Here is a 14,249-nt window from a genome sequence, read left to right as displayed (position 1 = left end):
TTATCCGCCAATAGTGTGTATAAGCCTTTACTATTTCTTTAGAATTAGGTTTCGGTTTTTTTAAGCTAGTTGTCACATCAAGTTAAATTTTATAGCGCTACATTTCTTCTTTTTTTGATTTACTTCATTTTAGACTGTTTGCACCTGTTATTTTAAAGTATATTCATATGCCTGATTAATCTTGAGAGTTCTTTTAGACATTAGCGTTTATGGTTCGAACTTTTTGACCTATAAAATACTTGCGGGCCATCAGGTATTAAATTTATCATAACAAGGATGTAACTATAGATGCAGTATTTAGACCCCTTCCCAGTCACGTGTGAGTTTTGCGAACACTTAGCTTACTATCCATTAACCCCACTTAAAGCTGAAAAAGCAGCTTGTACAGCTTGCAAAAAAGTTTTACGCCAAACTCCTCGTAGCCTTCGTAGTTCAAGCCGTAAACACGGGATTGAAATTTGGCCTATCGCTTTTGTGTTTGAAGTTATCTCAGATTTTGATCTTGATTGTGATCTAATTTATGATGAAGACCCTAATGAGGAAACAACTCTATTAGCATTTATTGAGCTAATACAGAAAGTTAATCCAAGTGTTTCCACCCGTAACCTACTTGATTTTGATATGTTAGACATTGCTCGCTCTACCTGTGATGAGGAGCAATTATTAGCGCTAAAATTAAAAGAACTGGCTTTGTTGTCTCACCCTGAAGAACCATTGCCAGACAATAACTCTCTTGCAGATCCTAATGTAAAAGGTATTGAGAAAAATGAAGTATTCGCGAAGTATAAAAAGCGCCGAATAGCACGCCAAGCGCAAGATACATTGACAGGTCGTGTTCCTAACGAACAGTCCTCTTTTAATATTAAAGCTCCTATTAATAATAACCTCACCCTTTTTTGGGAAAAAGAAGACAACGAAGATAGCAATCAACCATTAACCGATCAGGAAGTTCAAAGTACGCTAAATAATTTGGCCTATACACTGCCTACACTTTATATACAGTTAATGAAAATACACAATGGTGGCGTCCCACAAAACACGCTCATTCAACTCGGTGAAGAAAAACCAACTAACTATCATATCAGCACATTTATCAGGCTAGAATCTATCGCAGCAGAAAGTGAATATATGAGAAACGAATGGGGTTATCCTGATATCGGGCTTTATATATGTAATTGCCCTTCGGCAGGACACCAGTTAGTTGCGTTAGATTACACTGAGTGCGGCCCCACGGGTGAGCCTACAGTGGTACATGTCGATCAAGAAAATGACTTTAAGAAAACCATACTTGCTACAAACTTTGAGCAGTTCATCAAGACACTAAAATATGAGGATGATTAACCTCATAAAATTTATCGTCGCTTTTATATTTTTCTAACGCACACAATTAATATGGCTATTTAAGCGTACCACTCAAATAGCCTTGATCTGGATAAAATTTATGTAATTAATCTAACGGCTGCTCTTGTAGCTTAATTAATAACGCTTGTAATTGGTTTGCAGGTAATGTGAGTTTAGAAAAAATTTCGTCGCGGTCAAATCCATATTCTAATTTAATAATCCATTGCTTAAACTTTTCTATATACTGTTCGGGTATTATAGCCATAGGGATAGCTTCCAAAGTCTCTGATCTAATATAATCAGTGGTGCTAGCAAAATGCTCTTCAAGCCCTGACATAAAGTATGCCCAGTGTTGTTCAGTAAAATTAGCCGTAAACAGTTTATAATCAATGTAATCGCTTGGTACCTCAGTAAAAAAACGTTTAAATGCGTGCTCTGGTTCAACATGAATAGTGTGTGAGAAAAACTCGGTATTAGCTTCAATTATGGTCCATAAACTTCGGCTCTCTCTTCCCAATACTAATAATGATTCAACCTTGTCAGGTGCATGTGTCAGTGCATAAGAAATGAATCCTGGTGCGTATTCACGATCTAAGCGAGCCATAAGTGTATTATTTAACGCATGTTCACTGGGAATGCGCTCACAAATTGTCAACAAAGTATTTGCATTTAACTTATCGTTTTTGTTATCGATTAAGCTTGCATCTGCAATGGCTAGAAACACCTCAGACTGCTTCTCTAGTGCAAAATAATCACGTAAAACCTGTAGATTAGGTTGTATGGGGTAACCTAGCAGAAGTGCATCACACGCTGTTGGCAAATCGATCAAACCATGACTTAAACGATAAAAAATAAGATCTTCGCTGGGCATTGAACTAACGTTCAATTTCATTGCAAGTGCAATATATTCTTGTGCCAGTGAGTGATGACTCGCAGCTAGCACTAAAGCCGTGGCAGCATCTCTCCAAAATGGCATAATGCCTTTCACATTAAACAAGCTCTTTAATTTTTCAACAGTTTGATTAATGTATTCAAGCGGGAATTCATGTTTTAGCATATACTTTAAAATATGCAAAAGACTCATCGCTTCATCTCGACCATCCGCCACATAACTCGTTAGCTGAATATCTTCGTTAAACCAGTTGAATATATTACTATGATTGATGACACCTGATTGCCCCTTTAAACCTAATAATGCTATTTTGGCATTGGTTCGATATTCAGGGTCATCATTATCCATTTCATCAAGCAGTGTTTCTGCAATATCATAATCACTGATATAGTTAATAAGATCTAATAATAAATACCTTGAAAAAAAGTGACGAGGTATTAACGCCTGAATGATACCTGCGCCCCATTTATCAATGATCTTATATAACCATTGAGTATTGAATTCATACTTATTCTTATTTGATAAATGCTCATAACAAGTACATCTTTAATTTTTTCATTCAACGTGAACTTATTATTAGTTTCATCGTTAAAGGCTAATAAAAACAACAAGCTTGTTATCACTTCATTACTTTCGAATTCAGTAAACATGAGATCAGCTGCGCTGACTGAACTGGTATCTAAATTAATAATGGCTGATAATGCTGACTTTTTTAAATGATCCGTTAACTCTGTATTCAAAGTTATCTCCTGAGTGTTTATCTTTTAGCTTTAATGTTGATGCTGGGGAGTTTTAAGGAAACTAGACAGTCTGTTTTTTATCGACCTAACCACTTACAAATAGTAAGCCTAAATATACCGCGTCTTCGGCACACAGTGCCTACACTTTTAGTTTCTTCGCAAAGTTCAATCCATTTAAAGTACTATATAATTTCATTGTTCATGAGGCCGTATAATATTAAAACGATCTCTATGAATCATGCACTTTAGACTACAAATCTATTTGCCAATCGAGCTGGCACCATGGGTGTTCATCGTCAGCTAAAATTGATGTCAATTCTTCGACATCTAATTGAATCTTTTGCTTTATATCAAAATCATTAGGATAACGTTTATTATCCGACGGATCAGTTAAGTTAATACCAACCCAAGTTAAGCGGCCAACAAGGTGACTCATGCCAAATTCTTGCCAATCAATAAATAATTGTTGTGCAATTTTGCCCAGTACTAGTAAATAATACCAAGCCTCTTGCTCTGTGATTAAACCAGTAGTAAACGCACACCGGCATAAAAACGCAGAACGTCCTATATCAAAGCCTTTAATTCCACAGCTTGATAATGCAACATTATGTTTTTGAGCCCATGCACTAACCATATACTCATCACTGTTTTTATCTTCATTTTGATTTAAAAAAAAGCGTTCAATATATAAATCATGACGAACACTTTGGACTAAACAATTCATAAACTGACCACTTCGGGCAGTGTCTGTAAAAACATCTAGGGTTTCAACTAAATCAGCTTTACTATGTATATCATAACTATTTTTTAATACTTTTATATTACCGTTAATAATCGCTTGCAATGGATATGTCTTACTTTTATGTAACAAACAATCCAGAGAATAGCCATTTTGCATCGATAGGTAACCAGATAAACTAATCAACCAGTGTTTTTGCTGATTAGTTAATAATTGGCTTTTAAGCATTAAATCTGCTGGACTAATCTCCATCAACTATCTCCTTTTTATTCTGTAATTGCAGACATAATTCATTGTGTGTTGCTTGATAGGGCAATTCTTGTTCGATGAGTTTTTCAGCACACTTAATGGCTGAATTCAAAGAGTGAACAGCGTATGGATGAGTATTATATTCGTATGCAGCTTGTTTAAATGACTCTAAAGCTTTGCCATACTCATTTAATTCTAAAAGTGCACATCCTTTAAAATAATATGCTTGGGGTGCTGTGCGTAGAGCTTTAATTGCAATGTCAGCTAACATAATACAAGTATCATAGTCTTGCTGATCAAATGCAGCCTCTAAAAACTTTAAACAATCACTCGGGTTATAAAGCATAAATTGTTTAATTTCTTTGACACAATTAAGGGCATCACGTTGGCGGTTTTCAACAACACTATGGTCCTCGTAATCAACTAACTCTGTATCTCGAATACATAATATAGCCAGTGCAAAGATTTGCATTGATTCAATATGCCATATTGATTCAAGTGATCGTCTGACTGAATCTCGCTCATTTGTTAGTTCAAGTATTTCCATTTCTTGTTCTGTATAACAACGAGGTTCTAAAGAACCAGAAAAGAAGGCTGTTTGATAGAAATCGCTAAAAGTAGCAGTATGTTCTTGTAATGTTTCTACTAGTAACTCATAGGTAATTAAATCGTAGCAATACCTTACTAGTTCAACAATTAGTGGCCATAGCCACAACTGGCGTTCAATATATAGATCTATAAACACTAAGAACTCAGAATATGCTTCATCTAAACGATGTAATTTACATAAGCATAGAGCCTGGAGGTAGTTGCCCTGCTCTTTAAATACATGTTTATATTGCTCAGTAATTGACAGAGCATCCTGATATCGCCCATTTTCATACATTAACGTCGCAATTTTTATAGCGTTTTGTGTTTCATCAGCTCTCAACTCTCGAATATATCCGCGTCTTGCTGTTATTAATGCAACCTCAATTTCCATATCGGCAACAACACGTGTTTCTGCATCTAAATAAAGGTAGGCTCTTTCAAAATTATTAAGCTTTAAGTAACACAAGCCAATGTTTTTAAACATCACCTTGGTGCAGAAGTCGCGATAATTTCGCTCTTGCTGTATATAAAGCTTAAGTGCAAGCTCATAATTTTTTAGTTTATACTCAGCATGTGCCTGATAATTTAAGAGGGACTCTTCGGTGTAGGGAATTGTTAAAGGTGTTAGGATAAGTTTGATACTACTATAGCCGTTAATTGTCCATAAATACTTAACTATATAATTGTAAAGAGGAAAGTCAGTTTTAAACTCCGGCTCTATTTGCTGAACTATATCCTCTAGTTCTTCAGCAGAGAATGTATCGTACAAACATTTATCTTCAAGATAACTACGTATTTTAAGATGACGATTAAAAGCTTCAAAATCAATATCATCACTAATGTTCTCAACTAAGCCATCATTAATTCTTTTTGGTAACGTTTTTATGTAACGGGATAAAGCGATAGCCATTTTTCGGGTCGTATCATTACTACTGGTAGACACACCATCTGTAATTTTTAAGCTATCATCCAAAAACATCCATATATTTTCAGGTAAAAAGTAGTGATTAGAAAAAAAGCCAAGTAAATTCTCGGTCAACGTTTTACTTTGATTAACGTCCCAAAATATCGGGGCCGCGAATAACATTTTCCACTTTTCTAAACTGTGCCTACCTAAAATATCACTATAAAGCTGTTCTAAGGCAAGGTTGAGTTGGGGAATCGTTTTAATGATTGAAAACTCAACAGGCTCGCCGTCATCAATATTGTGATTTGGAGTAGCCGCAGGTTCAAAAAAAACTTCAGCCTGTGTATTTTCAATATCAGAATCTAACTGTGGTTGATCATCTTTAAGTAATACATCATCAAGCATTACTGAATTATCATTTTCAGCATCGTCACTTTTTGAGATTTCTTTTAGTGCTTGATCATACGCTTTACGTAACGCTTTAAATTCTTCTGGAAAATCTGCGGGCGGCGTTTTTTTTAATAACTGTGTATATGCTAATTTTACGGCGCGTTTATCTTGTGTTGGTTCTATACCTAACACTATCCAATGGACCATTTATTTAACTCTTATATTGTAGGCACAAATAATAAAATGCATGATTAGTAAGACGTATTCAAAAATATTTTAATACGTTCTTTTGCAGCATCAATTTTATGATTATCATGGGTTTCCAACGCACGATCAAAAAGCCCTATAGTTTCACCTACCTTCCTGCGCTTATCGCCTAAGCTCTCTTGGAACATACGCTCAAGCTTTGCTTTAAAAGAGGTATTAGCAAGTTTGTTCTTTGGTAATATTTTTAAAGCTTGAAGCCTTGCAAATTGCTCTTGTAATTGATTTTGGTCAAGCTCTTTCACATTCTCGCCAACATAAGTACGATATGTTTTTTCAGAATCCTTATTTTTAACTTCCACTTCAATAACCCCATTGAGGTCATATGTGTATGTTATATAAAAAGACTGAATTTTGTTTAAAGGCTCAAGTGTAATGTCTAATGATCCCATTAATACATTATCTTCAGGTAAGTAATTTTCACCTTGGTAAATGTTAATCAAGACGCTTTCTTGACTTGGATGTTTGGAAAATAAAGAGCGAGTTTCACTAACAGGGATTGTAGAGTTACGCTCTATAATTGGTAAAAATTCAGGTTGGTTATGCTCGTTCGATATCTCAACGCCCAATGTAAAAGGGCAAACATCCGTCATAATTACATCTTTGAACTGAATATTACGTGCATTCATACTTGCTTGAATAGCTGCACCTATAGCAATAGCATAGTCTGGATTGTATTGAATTTGTGTAATGCGTGAAAACACATGATTAATTTGCTGTCGAAAAATTGGCATACGGGTGGCACCACCTACAAAAACCAATCCATCTATATCATCTATCGATAATTGTGCATCCGTCATTGCCCTATGAATAGGAAACTTAACACGTTCAATTAAATCACTACAAATATGCTTGAAGTCGTTTTCATCAAGAGTATAAGTTAAAATATTCCCTTCATATTCAAAATCAAAGTAGGCAGAGTCTTCGGTGGTTAGCTGACATTTTAATTGATCGCATAAAGACCAAATATTTCTCTCATCGCCATTAGTTAAACAGTTTGGTTTAATACTGTGTTTTTTATATAAATCGTCTACGATTGCTTGAGTAAAGTCGTTCCCACCGAGGTAGTTATCACCACCAGAAGCGTGAATCTCAAAAATGTCATTAAACACTTCAATAACAGATACATCAAACGTTCCCCCCCCGAGATCAAGCACTAAATAAGTGTTATCTGAATCTTTGTTGTCTAGTCCGTATGCAAGCGCTGCGGCGGTTGGCTCGTTAATTAAGCGCTCGACCGTCAAACCAGCAAGTGAAGCTGCCTGCTGTGTTGCTTGTCGTTGTTTATTATTAAAATACGCTGGTACCGAAATAACAGCTTCGGTAATCGGTTGTTGTAAATATGCTTCAGCTTGCTCTTTAAGGTGCTTAAGTAAAATAGCCGACAGCTCTATTGGTGTATAAGATTGCTCTTCTAGTTGGTAAACTTTGTCCGTTCCCATAAAACGTTTAAATTCAGACACTGTCAACTCTGGGTGAGTCGCTAAGCGGTCGCGAGCAGCTTGACCCACTAAAACATAATCACCTGTAAAGCTCACAATAGATGGCACCAAAACATTGCCTTCTAAATCAGCAATTAGTTTAACGCCATCATCTTGCCATACACCAATTAAACTGTGTGTCGTTCCCAGATCAATCCCTATCTTCATATTAATACCTTTTATTCTGACAATTATTAAATCGCTTTTTATGTTTTAAAGCCGCGATTTATAAGACTACTTATTATATTGGCATTGATTGTCATGTGTAAAATAAACCCTCATTCCAAATGAGCGCTGTCCAGTTTGAGTTGACCAGAAGACACATCTATAATGGAGATACATAATGACTTTGATTTAATTTCTCCACTATCGTATTTTGCTAATAATTCTATCTCAAACTCGCTTACTTTCAGAGTTTGCCCTTACCCCTTATTATCTACTTTCATTAACGTATCAGCATTTGCTAAAACTATAGTGTTTTCGCCCAATACTTAGGCTAACTTTAAGGCAAACCGTCCCAAGACTTAATTTTATTAATAACGTCTATATCAAGATCTTCATATTCTTGACTATCAATATCAAGCGACTTATACCAAGCAAAATCTTCATCGTATTTAAAATCAATTGAGAAATAACCTTCCGTAGTTATTTCAACACGAACTTTGTTCCAAGGAACATCATCTTTGTCTTTTTTCATAATGTGGAAAAGTGCATAGAAGGCATCAGAGACTTTTGATTCATAAGCAAGCCCATTTCGCTTATTAACAGTAAAATATTTATAATTTTAGGAATCATTTTTATCTAAATATTTCTGAGACATAGTTACTGAAACATTAACTTTATCCATTAATAACGTCAATGTAGCTGTATCCCATTGTTCAGGAAGAGCATCAAACATTGCTTGTCCTATATGATTGTATATATCGTCAATTGTATCGAACATTCCATATCCTTAATTAGTAATAGACTGGCTTTATAGATATAAATACCATCCAATTGGCTAGCTACTTATGCTGGTCTTTTAGTTATAAAGTTATAATTTAATCATTTCTAATTTATGTGTAATTTGAGATTGATAAAATTCATTTCCATTTCGTTTGTCAAAAGCCTGCGCTACTTCCAATGCTTTATTATAAAAATGATCAAACAGTGTTTGAGGTTTGTACCTTTCATTTTCATCATATAGTTCAAAGCTTTTAGGCATTGTTAAGAGTATTGATGTTTTACCATTGTTTAGTATTGATTTTAACAACATAGAAATACCTAAGTAATATTGGTAATGCCCTCGTTGATTTATGTTTTTAGAAAGCCAATCATAATGAATTTGTATTCTGTCTGTACCGGTTTCAATTAAATTATGAATAGCACAATACTGTATTTGTAAGCCGACCTGATGTAAAAAATTTGGATTGTCACGAATAAGTTGATAGCCAGAAGTAAGTAGCATTTGCCCTAAATCATCTTTACCCAGTTGGCTTGCAGTAATAAGTAATTCTGGCAAGGTTAAATGAGGTACTTCAGCACAACTTTGGTTACCTTGAATTAAAGGTAATGCGGTATTTAATGCCTCAGAATACCTATTCAACGCGGTAAGAAGTACTACCATAAAATGGACTTCACATGCTGCACAATCAGCAAAACGGTCATTTTCTAAACCTTGGCTAATTTGCAGTTGCTCAAGGCTCTTATCTAGTTCACCCATGCTTAAATAAAGTTGGGCTTGCATATAATGTACTGGCCTCAAGCTGAAACCTGCTTGTGCGTAATGCTGCTTCATATTATCTATTAACTGCTCTAACTTAGCCCGGCTTATAGAATGAAAACCAATAGCACAATCTATTACATATTTATATTTCCACAGCATATTAGTTAAAGGAAATTTCTCTGGATATTTTTCGCATTGCGTAATACACCAACCAAAATTAACGAGTGCTTTTTCAGGTTGCCCCGCAAATGCGGCGTCTTCAATTAAACTAACTCGGCTTCTATATTTTAAATTAATATCATTACTATGATCGGCTAATAAAATAGCTTGTTCCCCAAGTTTTATTTTTACTGGGTCACCGTCTTTTAAACGGCTTGCTTGAAGTATTAAATCATTAACTGTGCTCATTTTTCTTCCTTAAATAATGGCTTAGTGCTGGGTTTTGTTATTGTCTTGAAAATCTAAACTCGTTGTCATCATAGATATTAAACCTGTGTTTAAAATATCCATTTCATTTTTATTAAGAGGAAAATGTCCCATTAAAAGTGATTGCACATAAATTATTTTTAGACATTGTTGAAGTTGAGATAGATCTTGGCAATGAATTAGTGAAGTAATTAATTTATGGTTTGCATTTAAGCATAATTCAGAAAACACATAGCTTTCCATTGGCTTTGTTACTGTATCAATAATGTCAGACCAAAGTTCGTCACTTTCTACTTGGTTTATTTTTGCACTCTTTATGAAATATTGCTTTTCACAACTAATATACAGCGCGGGGACTTGCTCTGGTTTAAATTGCTTAACACTGACATTTGGGCAAATATCACTCATTACAGTATTTGCTTTGTTTATAAACTCAGTTAATAACGCAGGGTTGATATCAGTATCACTTAGTTGGCCAACTAAACTTTGCGGGTCAAGTACCTCAATATGCGTTTTACTGAGATGCGCATATAAATTTAATATTTCAGTGTAATATGCATAACCGCCGTTTATTAAGCATTCTTGTTTTGCACTCGATATTTGAGCAAATTGACGAAAACTATCAACATTTTCAACGTAGGTTATGTGCTTATATTTTTCGATATAATTACCTAAGGTCATACTGCCTAAGTTTGTTTCGAATTTAAGAAATGGTGTTATTTTTAAACAAAAATAATGATTATCTAAAACAAGTGATTTTAATGCCATTTGATGACAACTTACAAAATGCTCAAATTTGTCAGGGGCATTTTCAGCCATATTTACAAGGTAGGTTATTAGCTGTTCACCAAGCTCCTGCTTGGCTTCAAGTAATGTAGCATCTTCGTATAATGCCTCACGAGAAGCGGTAGGTCTTAAATCGTCGGCATTAATGATAGTACGAACAAAAAAAGCCCAGTCCGGCAAAATATTTTGAGCGCTTTTCGTTAACCGCATTCCTTTTAAGTAAATTAAGTGCTGCTGTTGATGCTCTGTGGTGGCATGCGAAATAATGTAACCCAAACCTTTTACTTTACCTGCTTTCGTTTTTAAGGTTATGGTGTCAAAAAAAGGACCTCTAAAGTATTTTTCGCCTATTAATATTGCCCTATCTAAAAACTCGGTGTTAGATAGGCTTTCCCATAGCCACGGTGGTTTTGTTGCGTTTATTCTAAAGTTAGTTTTTGAAGGCGTATTTAAGGTGATCGGGTAAGGTAAATAACTGGCGTAGTATTGCATCCAATGAGTTAGTGAGCTGTGAGTAAAATAATCTTCACCTTCAGTTTTTGCAGTTAATAAAACACGCGTTCCTATTTCCATTTGCTGGTCAATTTCAATAACTTTATAAGTACCATCAGGGCTCCCCGTCCATTGTAGTACTTTATCTTTTTGCTTAATACTGCGAGTTTGTACACAAATAGTGTTTGAGACCATAAAACAAGCCAACAAACCAATACCAAACCGACCAATATAGTCATGCTGCTGTTTATCTAATAACTCTTTTTTTGATGACTCACCAATAACCGCCAAAAATTGATGTATTTCTGCCTCAGTCAACCCAGTTCCATTATCTTCAATAATAAGCTGTGATTGAGTTTGAATAGAATTTTTAGGAAGTAAAGTTACGCTAATATTGTCTACTAGCTCGCTTTGTGAGTCACTATAATTATGCCTTGCAGAAATAGCATCGGTGCTATTTTGTAATAGCTCACGAATAAAAACGTGCGGACCACTGTATAAGTGCTTAGATAATATATCGATGATCCCTGAAAGGTTTACTAAAAACCTTTGCTCAATCTTTTTGCTTGAGTCTGTCATATTCATCCTTAAATGTTAGTTTCGCATTGTTTTTTACCATAAACTTTGTCTAAAATTAAGCGGTTTTATAATAATTTTTACTTTAAGACAAACACTCACCTTTTAAATTAACTATTTAATTTAATATAGTGAGCGCTTTTATAAAAATTTATTAAAGAGACCATTAATGGTTATGTTTATTAAAATAATGTAGGGGAAAAGTATCGGGGCTAATAATGTTCTTCAGGAAAAGACTATTATTGCTTATGAATAGCTTTTTATAAATTAACGCTTTTAAGGCTTAAAGTAGCGAGCTGAACGGGAAAACTGAGGATCGAAAAGAAAGTAACCGTTTTCGGTTGAACCAACTTTTTCGAAAGCCTTGGTTTTTAGAGCTTGAATGTCACCAACAGAGGCTATTAGATTATTCAACGCTTGTGTTTTATAAACTACATCTTCAGAGCAATGTGACGCACCATCAAAACAGCAGCATTTGATTGAAGTGGTATTGAACCTAAAGTAATTGCTAATGCAATGTATTTAGTTTTTAGCATAATTATATCCTTTTAACATTTAAACGTTCCCAATTCGGGTAATTGCAACGTAAAAGATTATAAAAACAACAATAAATTAAATCTATAAGTTGATTACAGAAGACAGAAAATCATAAAAAAACAACCCTTCTTCCTCATGTTCATCAAAAATCTCTTTACCTGCAAGCATATAAGCTTTTAACAGTGAATTTTTACTACTATCTTTATCCCCAAGTTGGTAATAACATTGCCCTATTCTAAAGTGTATAAATGCATTTTCATTTGCTTCAGGATAATTTAAGGAGCCCAATAAAGAGTCTAAAGACTTTTCATATTCATCAATCATGTAAAAACTATCACCAATCGAAACCTTGAGCCACAGCACTTCATTCCAATCTTCATTAGGGTCAACGATTAAATCAAGCGCTTTTTGCCAAATGGCTATAGCACCTAAAAAATCATCTTCATCGAACAAGTCATTACCTTGTTCGCAATACCGCTCTATTTGATCATGAATATCCATTATTTATACTCACTATAGAAAGTTTTATACTTCTTCGGCTGACTAACAAAGCAACGCCCCTTAGATATTGTATTCGCTTTATCAAACCATACTTTTGCTAACTCTAACTCACCTTGCTCAAAATATATTGCTCCCCTTAAGAATATAGGTCCATCTTGATACGGCTTTAAATTTCCAAATTCAAAAAGTTCATCCAAAATCGCATGAGCTTCTTTATGAAGCTCTAACTCCTTATACATTTCACAAATTCCAGAAACAAAGCTGAGAGTTACGTCCCAGTCAAATTTAGGCTCAGGTAATAACTCCCATGCTTTTTCTGCTTGTTCTTTCGCCGTAATAAAATCTTTTCTTTCTAATGCTTGAAAGGCAAAAATATATAGTTCGTCAATTTTATCTCTTAATTCTACAGGTAATTTTTTCATTACAACCCTATAATTTTAGGCTTTTTATTTAGTCTTAGCACGGCATTTAAAACCTAATAGTGGGAGCATAATTATTTGAATTAAGCTATCACTTTTTAGCTACTTTAGCTACTTTAGCTTTCACCCATGTTAAAGCGATATTATTTTAATATTAATAAGTTTAAAATGTGTGAGGATATATATACCCAAGTAAGGAGACTTAACTAAAGAGTATTTATTCACTTTTATATTTGTATAAATCCCATATCATAAGTAAAAAATACTAAACTTTAATTAGAATTTTTTAGGTTCACTCTTCTATCAATACTACGATAGATTTTTTCTGCTCTGCGGCGTCTCTAAACGTAACAAAGTAGCGATCGCGAACTATTTCATAAGCTTGCGGGTCGAGCTCACCAGCCCGATGCTCAACATCATCTACTAGGCCTTTACTTTCACTATTATCTATATCAACCTCAAAATACTTTTTTAGCAAAGGAAATAGGTCTTGCACCATCTCACTTGAAAAAAAGCCAAAAGAACCACTTATGTTAGCATCGGGGCCAATTAATTGATGAGGAAAATAGTTAAATGTACAAACTGGCAACAACCCCTGGGCACCTACTACGCCATCAAGTAACTCAATAGCCGGAATAAAACCACGCATATTGAGCTCTATAGATTGCCATCTAGTAGCTTCATCTTGAGTTATATCTAACAACTCTTGATATTTTTGCTCATCACTTAAATTCAGTTTTGTGGGATAAACATCTTCATCAACAATAAAAAGATTAATTACACTACTCATCATTACCTCTTAAAATTAGTGGTGATAGATTTAATCATTAATTAAATATAACGGTAAATAAAGTGAATCAGTTTTACACTGCCAGCCATGCATATCTTTGCCCAATTTAGCCATGCTAAGCGCATTTAATGACATAACCGCATTTCCATCTTCTTTGAAGTCACCGTATTTACACTCATCAGCGTGCCATGCAATTACTTTATCAATGCTTGATTGCCATAATAAATCATCGCCAATGGTAAGACCTTTAATGGCCTCAATAAGCGGAACAATGCATTGTTGTACATCCTTATCTTTAGTTGATTTAGCCTCAGTAAGCGCATTTTCAATTTCTTCTTCCGGCAGTACTTTACCTGTGCCTATTTTAATTAGTAAGTGATCATATAAAAAAATAGCTTTTTTAGTCACGCTGCTGGTTGTAAA

General features: G+C 34.6%; 13 protein-coding genes and 1 pseudogene. 1 reads left to right on the top strand and 13 read right to left on the bottom strand.

The window, feature by feature from the left end; all coding sequences use genetic code 11:
- Positions 1–288: 288 nt before the first annotated feature.
- Positions 289–1,341: an SMI1/KNR4 family protein gene (locus tag H5090_RS02470; protein WP_182694951.1), complete on the top strand. Its 1,053-nt coding sequence runs from the start codon at positions 289–291 to the stop codon at positions 1,339–1,341.
- A gap of 106 nt (positions 1,342–1,447) precedes the next feature.
- Here H5090_RS02470 and H5090_RS02465 read toward each other — a convergent pair whose 3' ends face one another.
- The 13 genes and pseudogenes from H5090_RS02465 to H5090_RS02405 form a co-directional block, all read right to left on the bottom strand.
- Entirely contained in the window at positions 1,448–2,581 is a 1,134-nt protein-coding gene (locus tag H5090_RS02465) for a hypothetical protein (protein WP_182694950.1), read from the bottom strand.
- Positions 2,582–2,670: 89 nt separating this feature from the next.
- Positions 2,671–2,973 carry a hypothetical protein gene (locus H5090_RS02460; RefSeq protein WP_182694949.1) on the bottom strand — a complete coding sequence of 101 codons (303 nt, stop codon included), beginning with the start codon at positions 2,971–2,973 and terminating at the stop codon, positions 2,671–2,673.
- A 250-nt stretch (positions 2,974–3,223) separates the two neighbouring features.
- Positions 3,224–3,964 carry a DUF1266 domain-containing protein gene (locus H5090_RS02455; RefSeq protein WP_182694948.1) on the bottom strand — a complete coding sequence of 247 codons (741 nt, stop codon included), beginning with the start codon at positions 3,962–3,964 and terminating at the stop codon, positions 3,224–3,226.
- Positions 3,954–6,056: a tol-pal system YbgF family protein gene (locus H5090_RS02450; RefSeq protein WP_182694947.1), complete on the bottom strand. Its 2,103-nt coding sequence runs from the start codon at positions 6,054–6,056 to the stop codon at positions 3,954–3,956. The genes H5090_RS02455 and H5090_RS02450 overlap by 11 nt, the downstream gene beginning before the upstream one ends.
- A gap of 44 nt (positions 6,057–6,100) precedes the next feature.
- Entirely contained in the window at positions 6,101–7,762 is a 1,662-nt protein-coding gene (locus H5090_RS02445; RefSeq protein WP_182694946.1) for an Hsp70 family protein, read from the bottom strand.
- Between the two features lie 334 nt (positions 7,763–8,096).
- A complete protein-coding gene (locus H5090_RS02440) occupies positions 8,097–8,291 on the bottom strand; it encodes a hypothetical protein (RefSeq protein WP_182694945.1) in 195 nt (64 codons plus the stop codon).
- Positions 8,292–8,378: 87 nt separating this feature from the next.
- A complete protein-coding gene (locus H5090_RS02435) occupies positions 8,379–8,537 on the bottom strand; it encodes a hypothetical protein (RefSeq protein ID WP_182694944.1) in 159 nt (52 codons plus the stop codon).
- Between the two features lie 90 nt (positions 8,538–8,627).
- Positions 8,628–9,707 carry a hypothetical protein gene (locus H5090_RS02430; protein ID WP_182694943.1) on the bottom strand — a complete coding sequence of 360 codons (1,080 nt, stop codon included), beginning with the start codon at positions 9,705–9,707 and terminating at the stop codon, positions 8,628–8,630.
- Positions 9,708–9,728: 21 nt separating this feature from the next.
- Positions 9,729–11,582, bottom strand: a complete 1,854-nt coding sequence (locus H5090_RS02425) for an HSP90 family protein (protein WP_182694942.1) — start codon at positions 11,580–11,582, stop codon at positions 9,729–9,731.
- Between the two features lie 615 nt (positions 11,583–12,197).
- Positions 12,198–12,617 carry a lipopolysaccharide assembly protein LapB gene (locus tag H5090_RS02420; RefSeq protein WP_182694941.1) on the bottom strand — a complete coding sequence of 140 codons (420 nt, stop codon included), beginning with the start codon at positions 12,615–12,617 and terminating at the stop codon, positions 12,198–12,200.
- Positions 12,617–13,039, bottom strand: coding sequence for a hypothetical protein (locus H5090_RS02415; RefSeq protein ID WP_182694940.1), 423 nt, complete (start codon positions 13,037–13,039; stop codon positions 12,617–12,619). The genes H5090_RS02420 and H5090_RS02415 overlap by 1 nt, the downstream gene beginning before the upstream one ends.
- A gap of 289 nt (positions 13,040–13,328) precedes the next feature.
- A complete protein-coding gene (locus H5090_RS02410; protein WP_182694939.1) occupies positions 13,329–13,826 on the bottom strand; it encodes a hypothetical protein in 498 nt (165 codons plus the stop codon).
- 30 nt (positions 13,827–13,856) lie between these two features.
- Positions 13,857–14,249: pseudogene (locus H5090_RS02405) on the bottom strand (immunity 49 family protein); the annotation flags it as partial.

It is taken from the genome of Pseudoalteromonas sp. SR43-5 (assembly GCF_014163835.1).
In the GTDB taxonomy this organism is placed as follows: Bacteria; Pseudomonadota; Gammaproteobacteria; order Enterobacterales; family Alteromonadaceae; genus Pseudoalteromonas; species Pseudoalteromonas distincta.
This window is presented reverse-complemented; position numbering and strand designations above follow the sequence as displayed.

Excerpts from the sequence above, each read along its gene's own strand:
- H5090_RS02470 (WP_182694951.1), top strand. The coding sequence starts at position 289 with ATGCAGTATTTAGACCCCTTCCCAGTCACGTGTGAGTTTTGCGAACAC.
- H5090_RS02465 (WP_182694950.1), bottom strand. The coding sequence starts at position 2,581 with ATGGATAATGATGACCCTGAATATCGAACCAATGCCAAAATAGCATTA.
- H5090_RS02455 (WP_182694948.1), bottom strand. The coding sequence starts at position 3,964 with ATGGAGATTAGTCCAGCAGATTTAATGCTTAAAAGCCAATTATTAACT.
- H5090_RS02450 (WP_182694947.1), bottom strand. The coding sequence starts at position 6,056 with ATGGTCCATTGGATAGTGTTAGGTATAGAACCAACACAAGATAAACGC.
- H5090_RS02445 (WP_182694946.1), bottom strand. The coding sequence starts at position 7,762 with ATGAAGATAGGGATTGATCTGGGAACGACACACAGTTTAATTGGTGTA.
- H5090_RS02440 (WP_182694945.1), bottom strand. The coding sequence starts at position 8,291 with ATGAAAAAAGACAAAGATGATGTTCCTTGGAACAAAGTTCGTGTTGAA.
- H5090_RS02435 (WP_182694944.1), bottom strand. The coding sequence starts at position 8,537 with ATGTTCGATACAATTGACGATATATACAATCATATAGGACAAGCAATG.
- H5090_RS02430 (WP_182694943.1), bottom strand. The coding sequence starts at position 9,707 with ATGAGCACAGTTAATGATTTAATACTTCAAGCAAGCCGTTTAAAAGAC.
- H5090_RS02425 (WP_182694942.1), bottom strand. The coding sequence starts at position 11,582 with ATGACAGACTCAAGCAAAAAGATTGAGCAAAGGTTTTTAGTAAACCTT.
- H5090_RS02420 (WP_182694941.1), bottom strand. The coding sequence starts at position 12,617 with ATGGATATTCATGATCAAATAGAGCGGTATTGCGAACAAGGTAATGAC.
- H5090_RS02415 (WP_182694940.1), bottom strand. The coding sequence starts at position 13,039 with ATGAAAAAATTACCTGTAGAATTAAGAGATAAAATTGACGAACTATAT.
- H5090_RS02410 (WP_182694939.1), bottom strand. The coding sequence starts at position 13,826 with ATGAGTAGTGTAATTAATCTTTTTATTGTTGATGAAGATGTTTATCCC.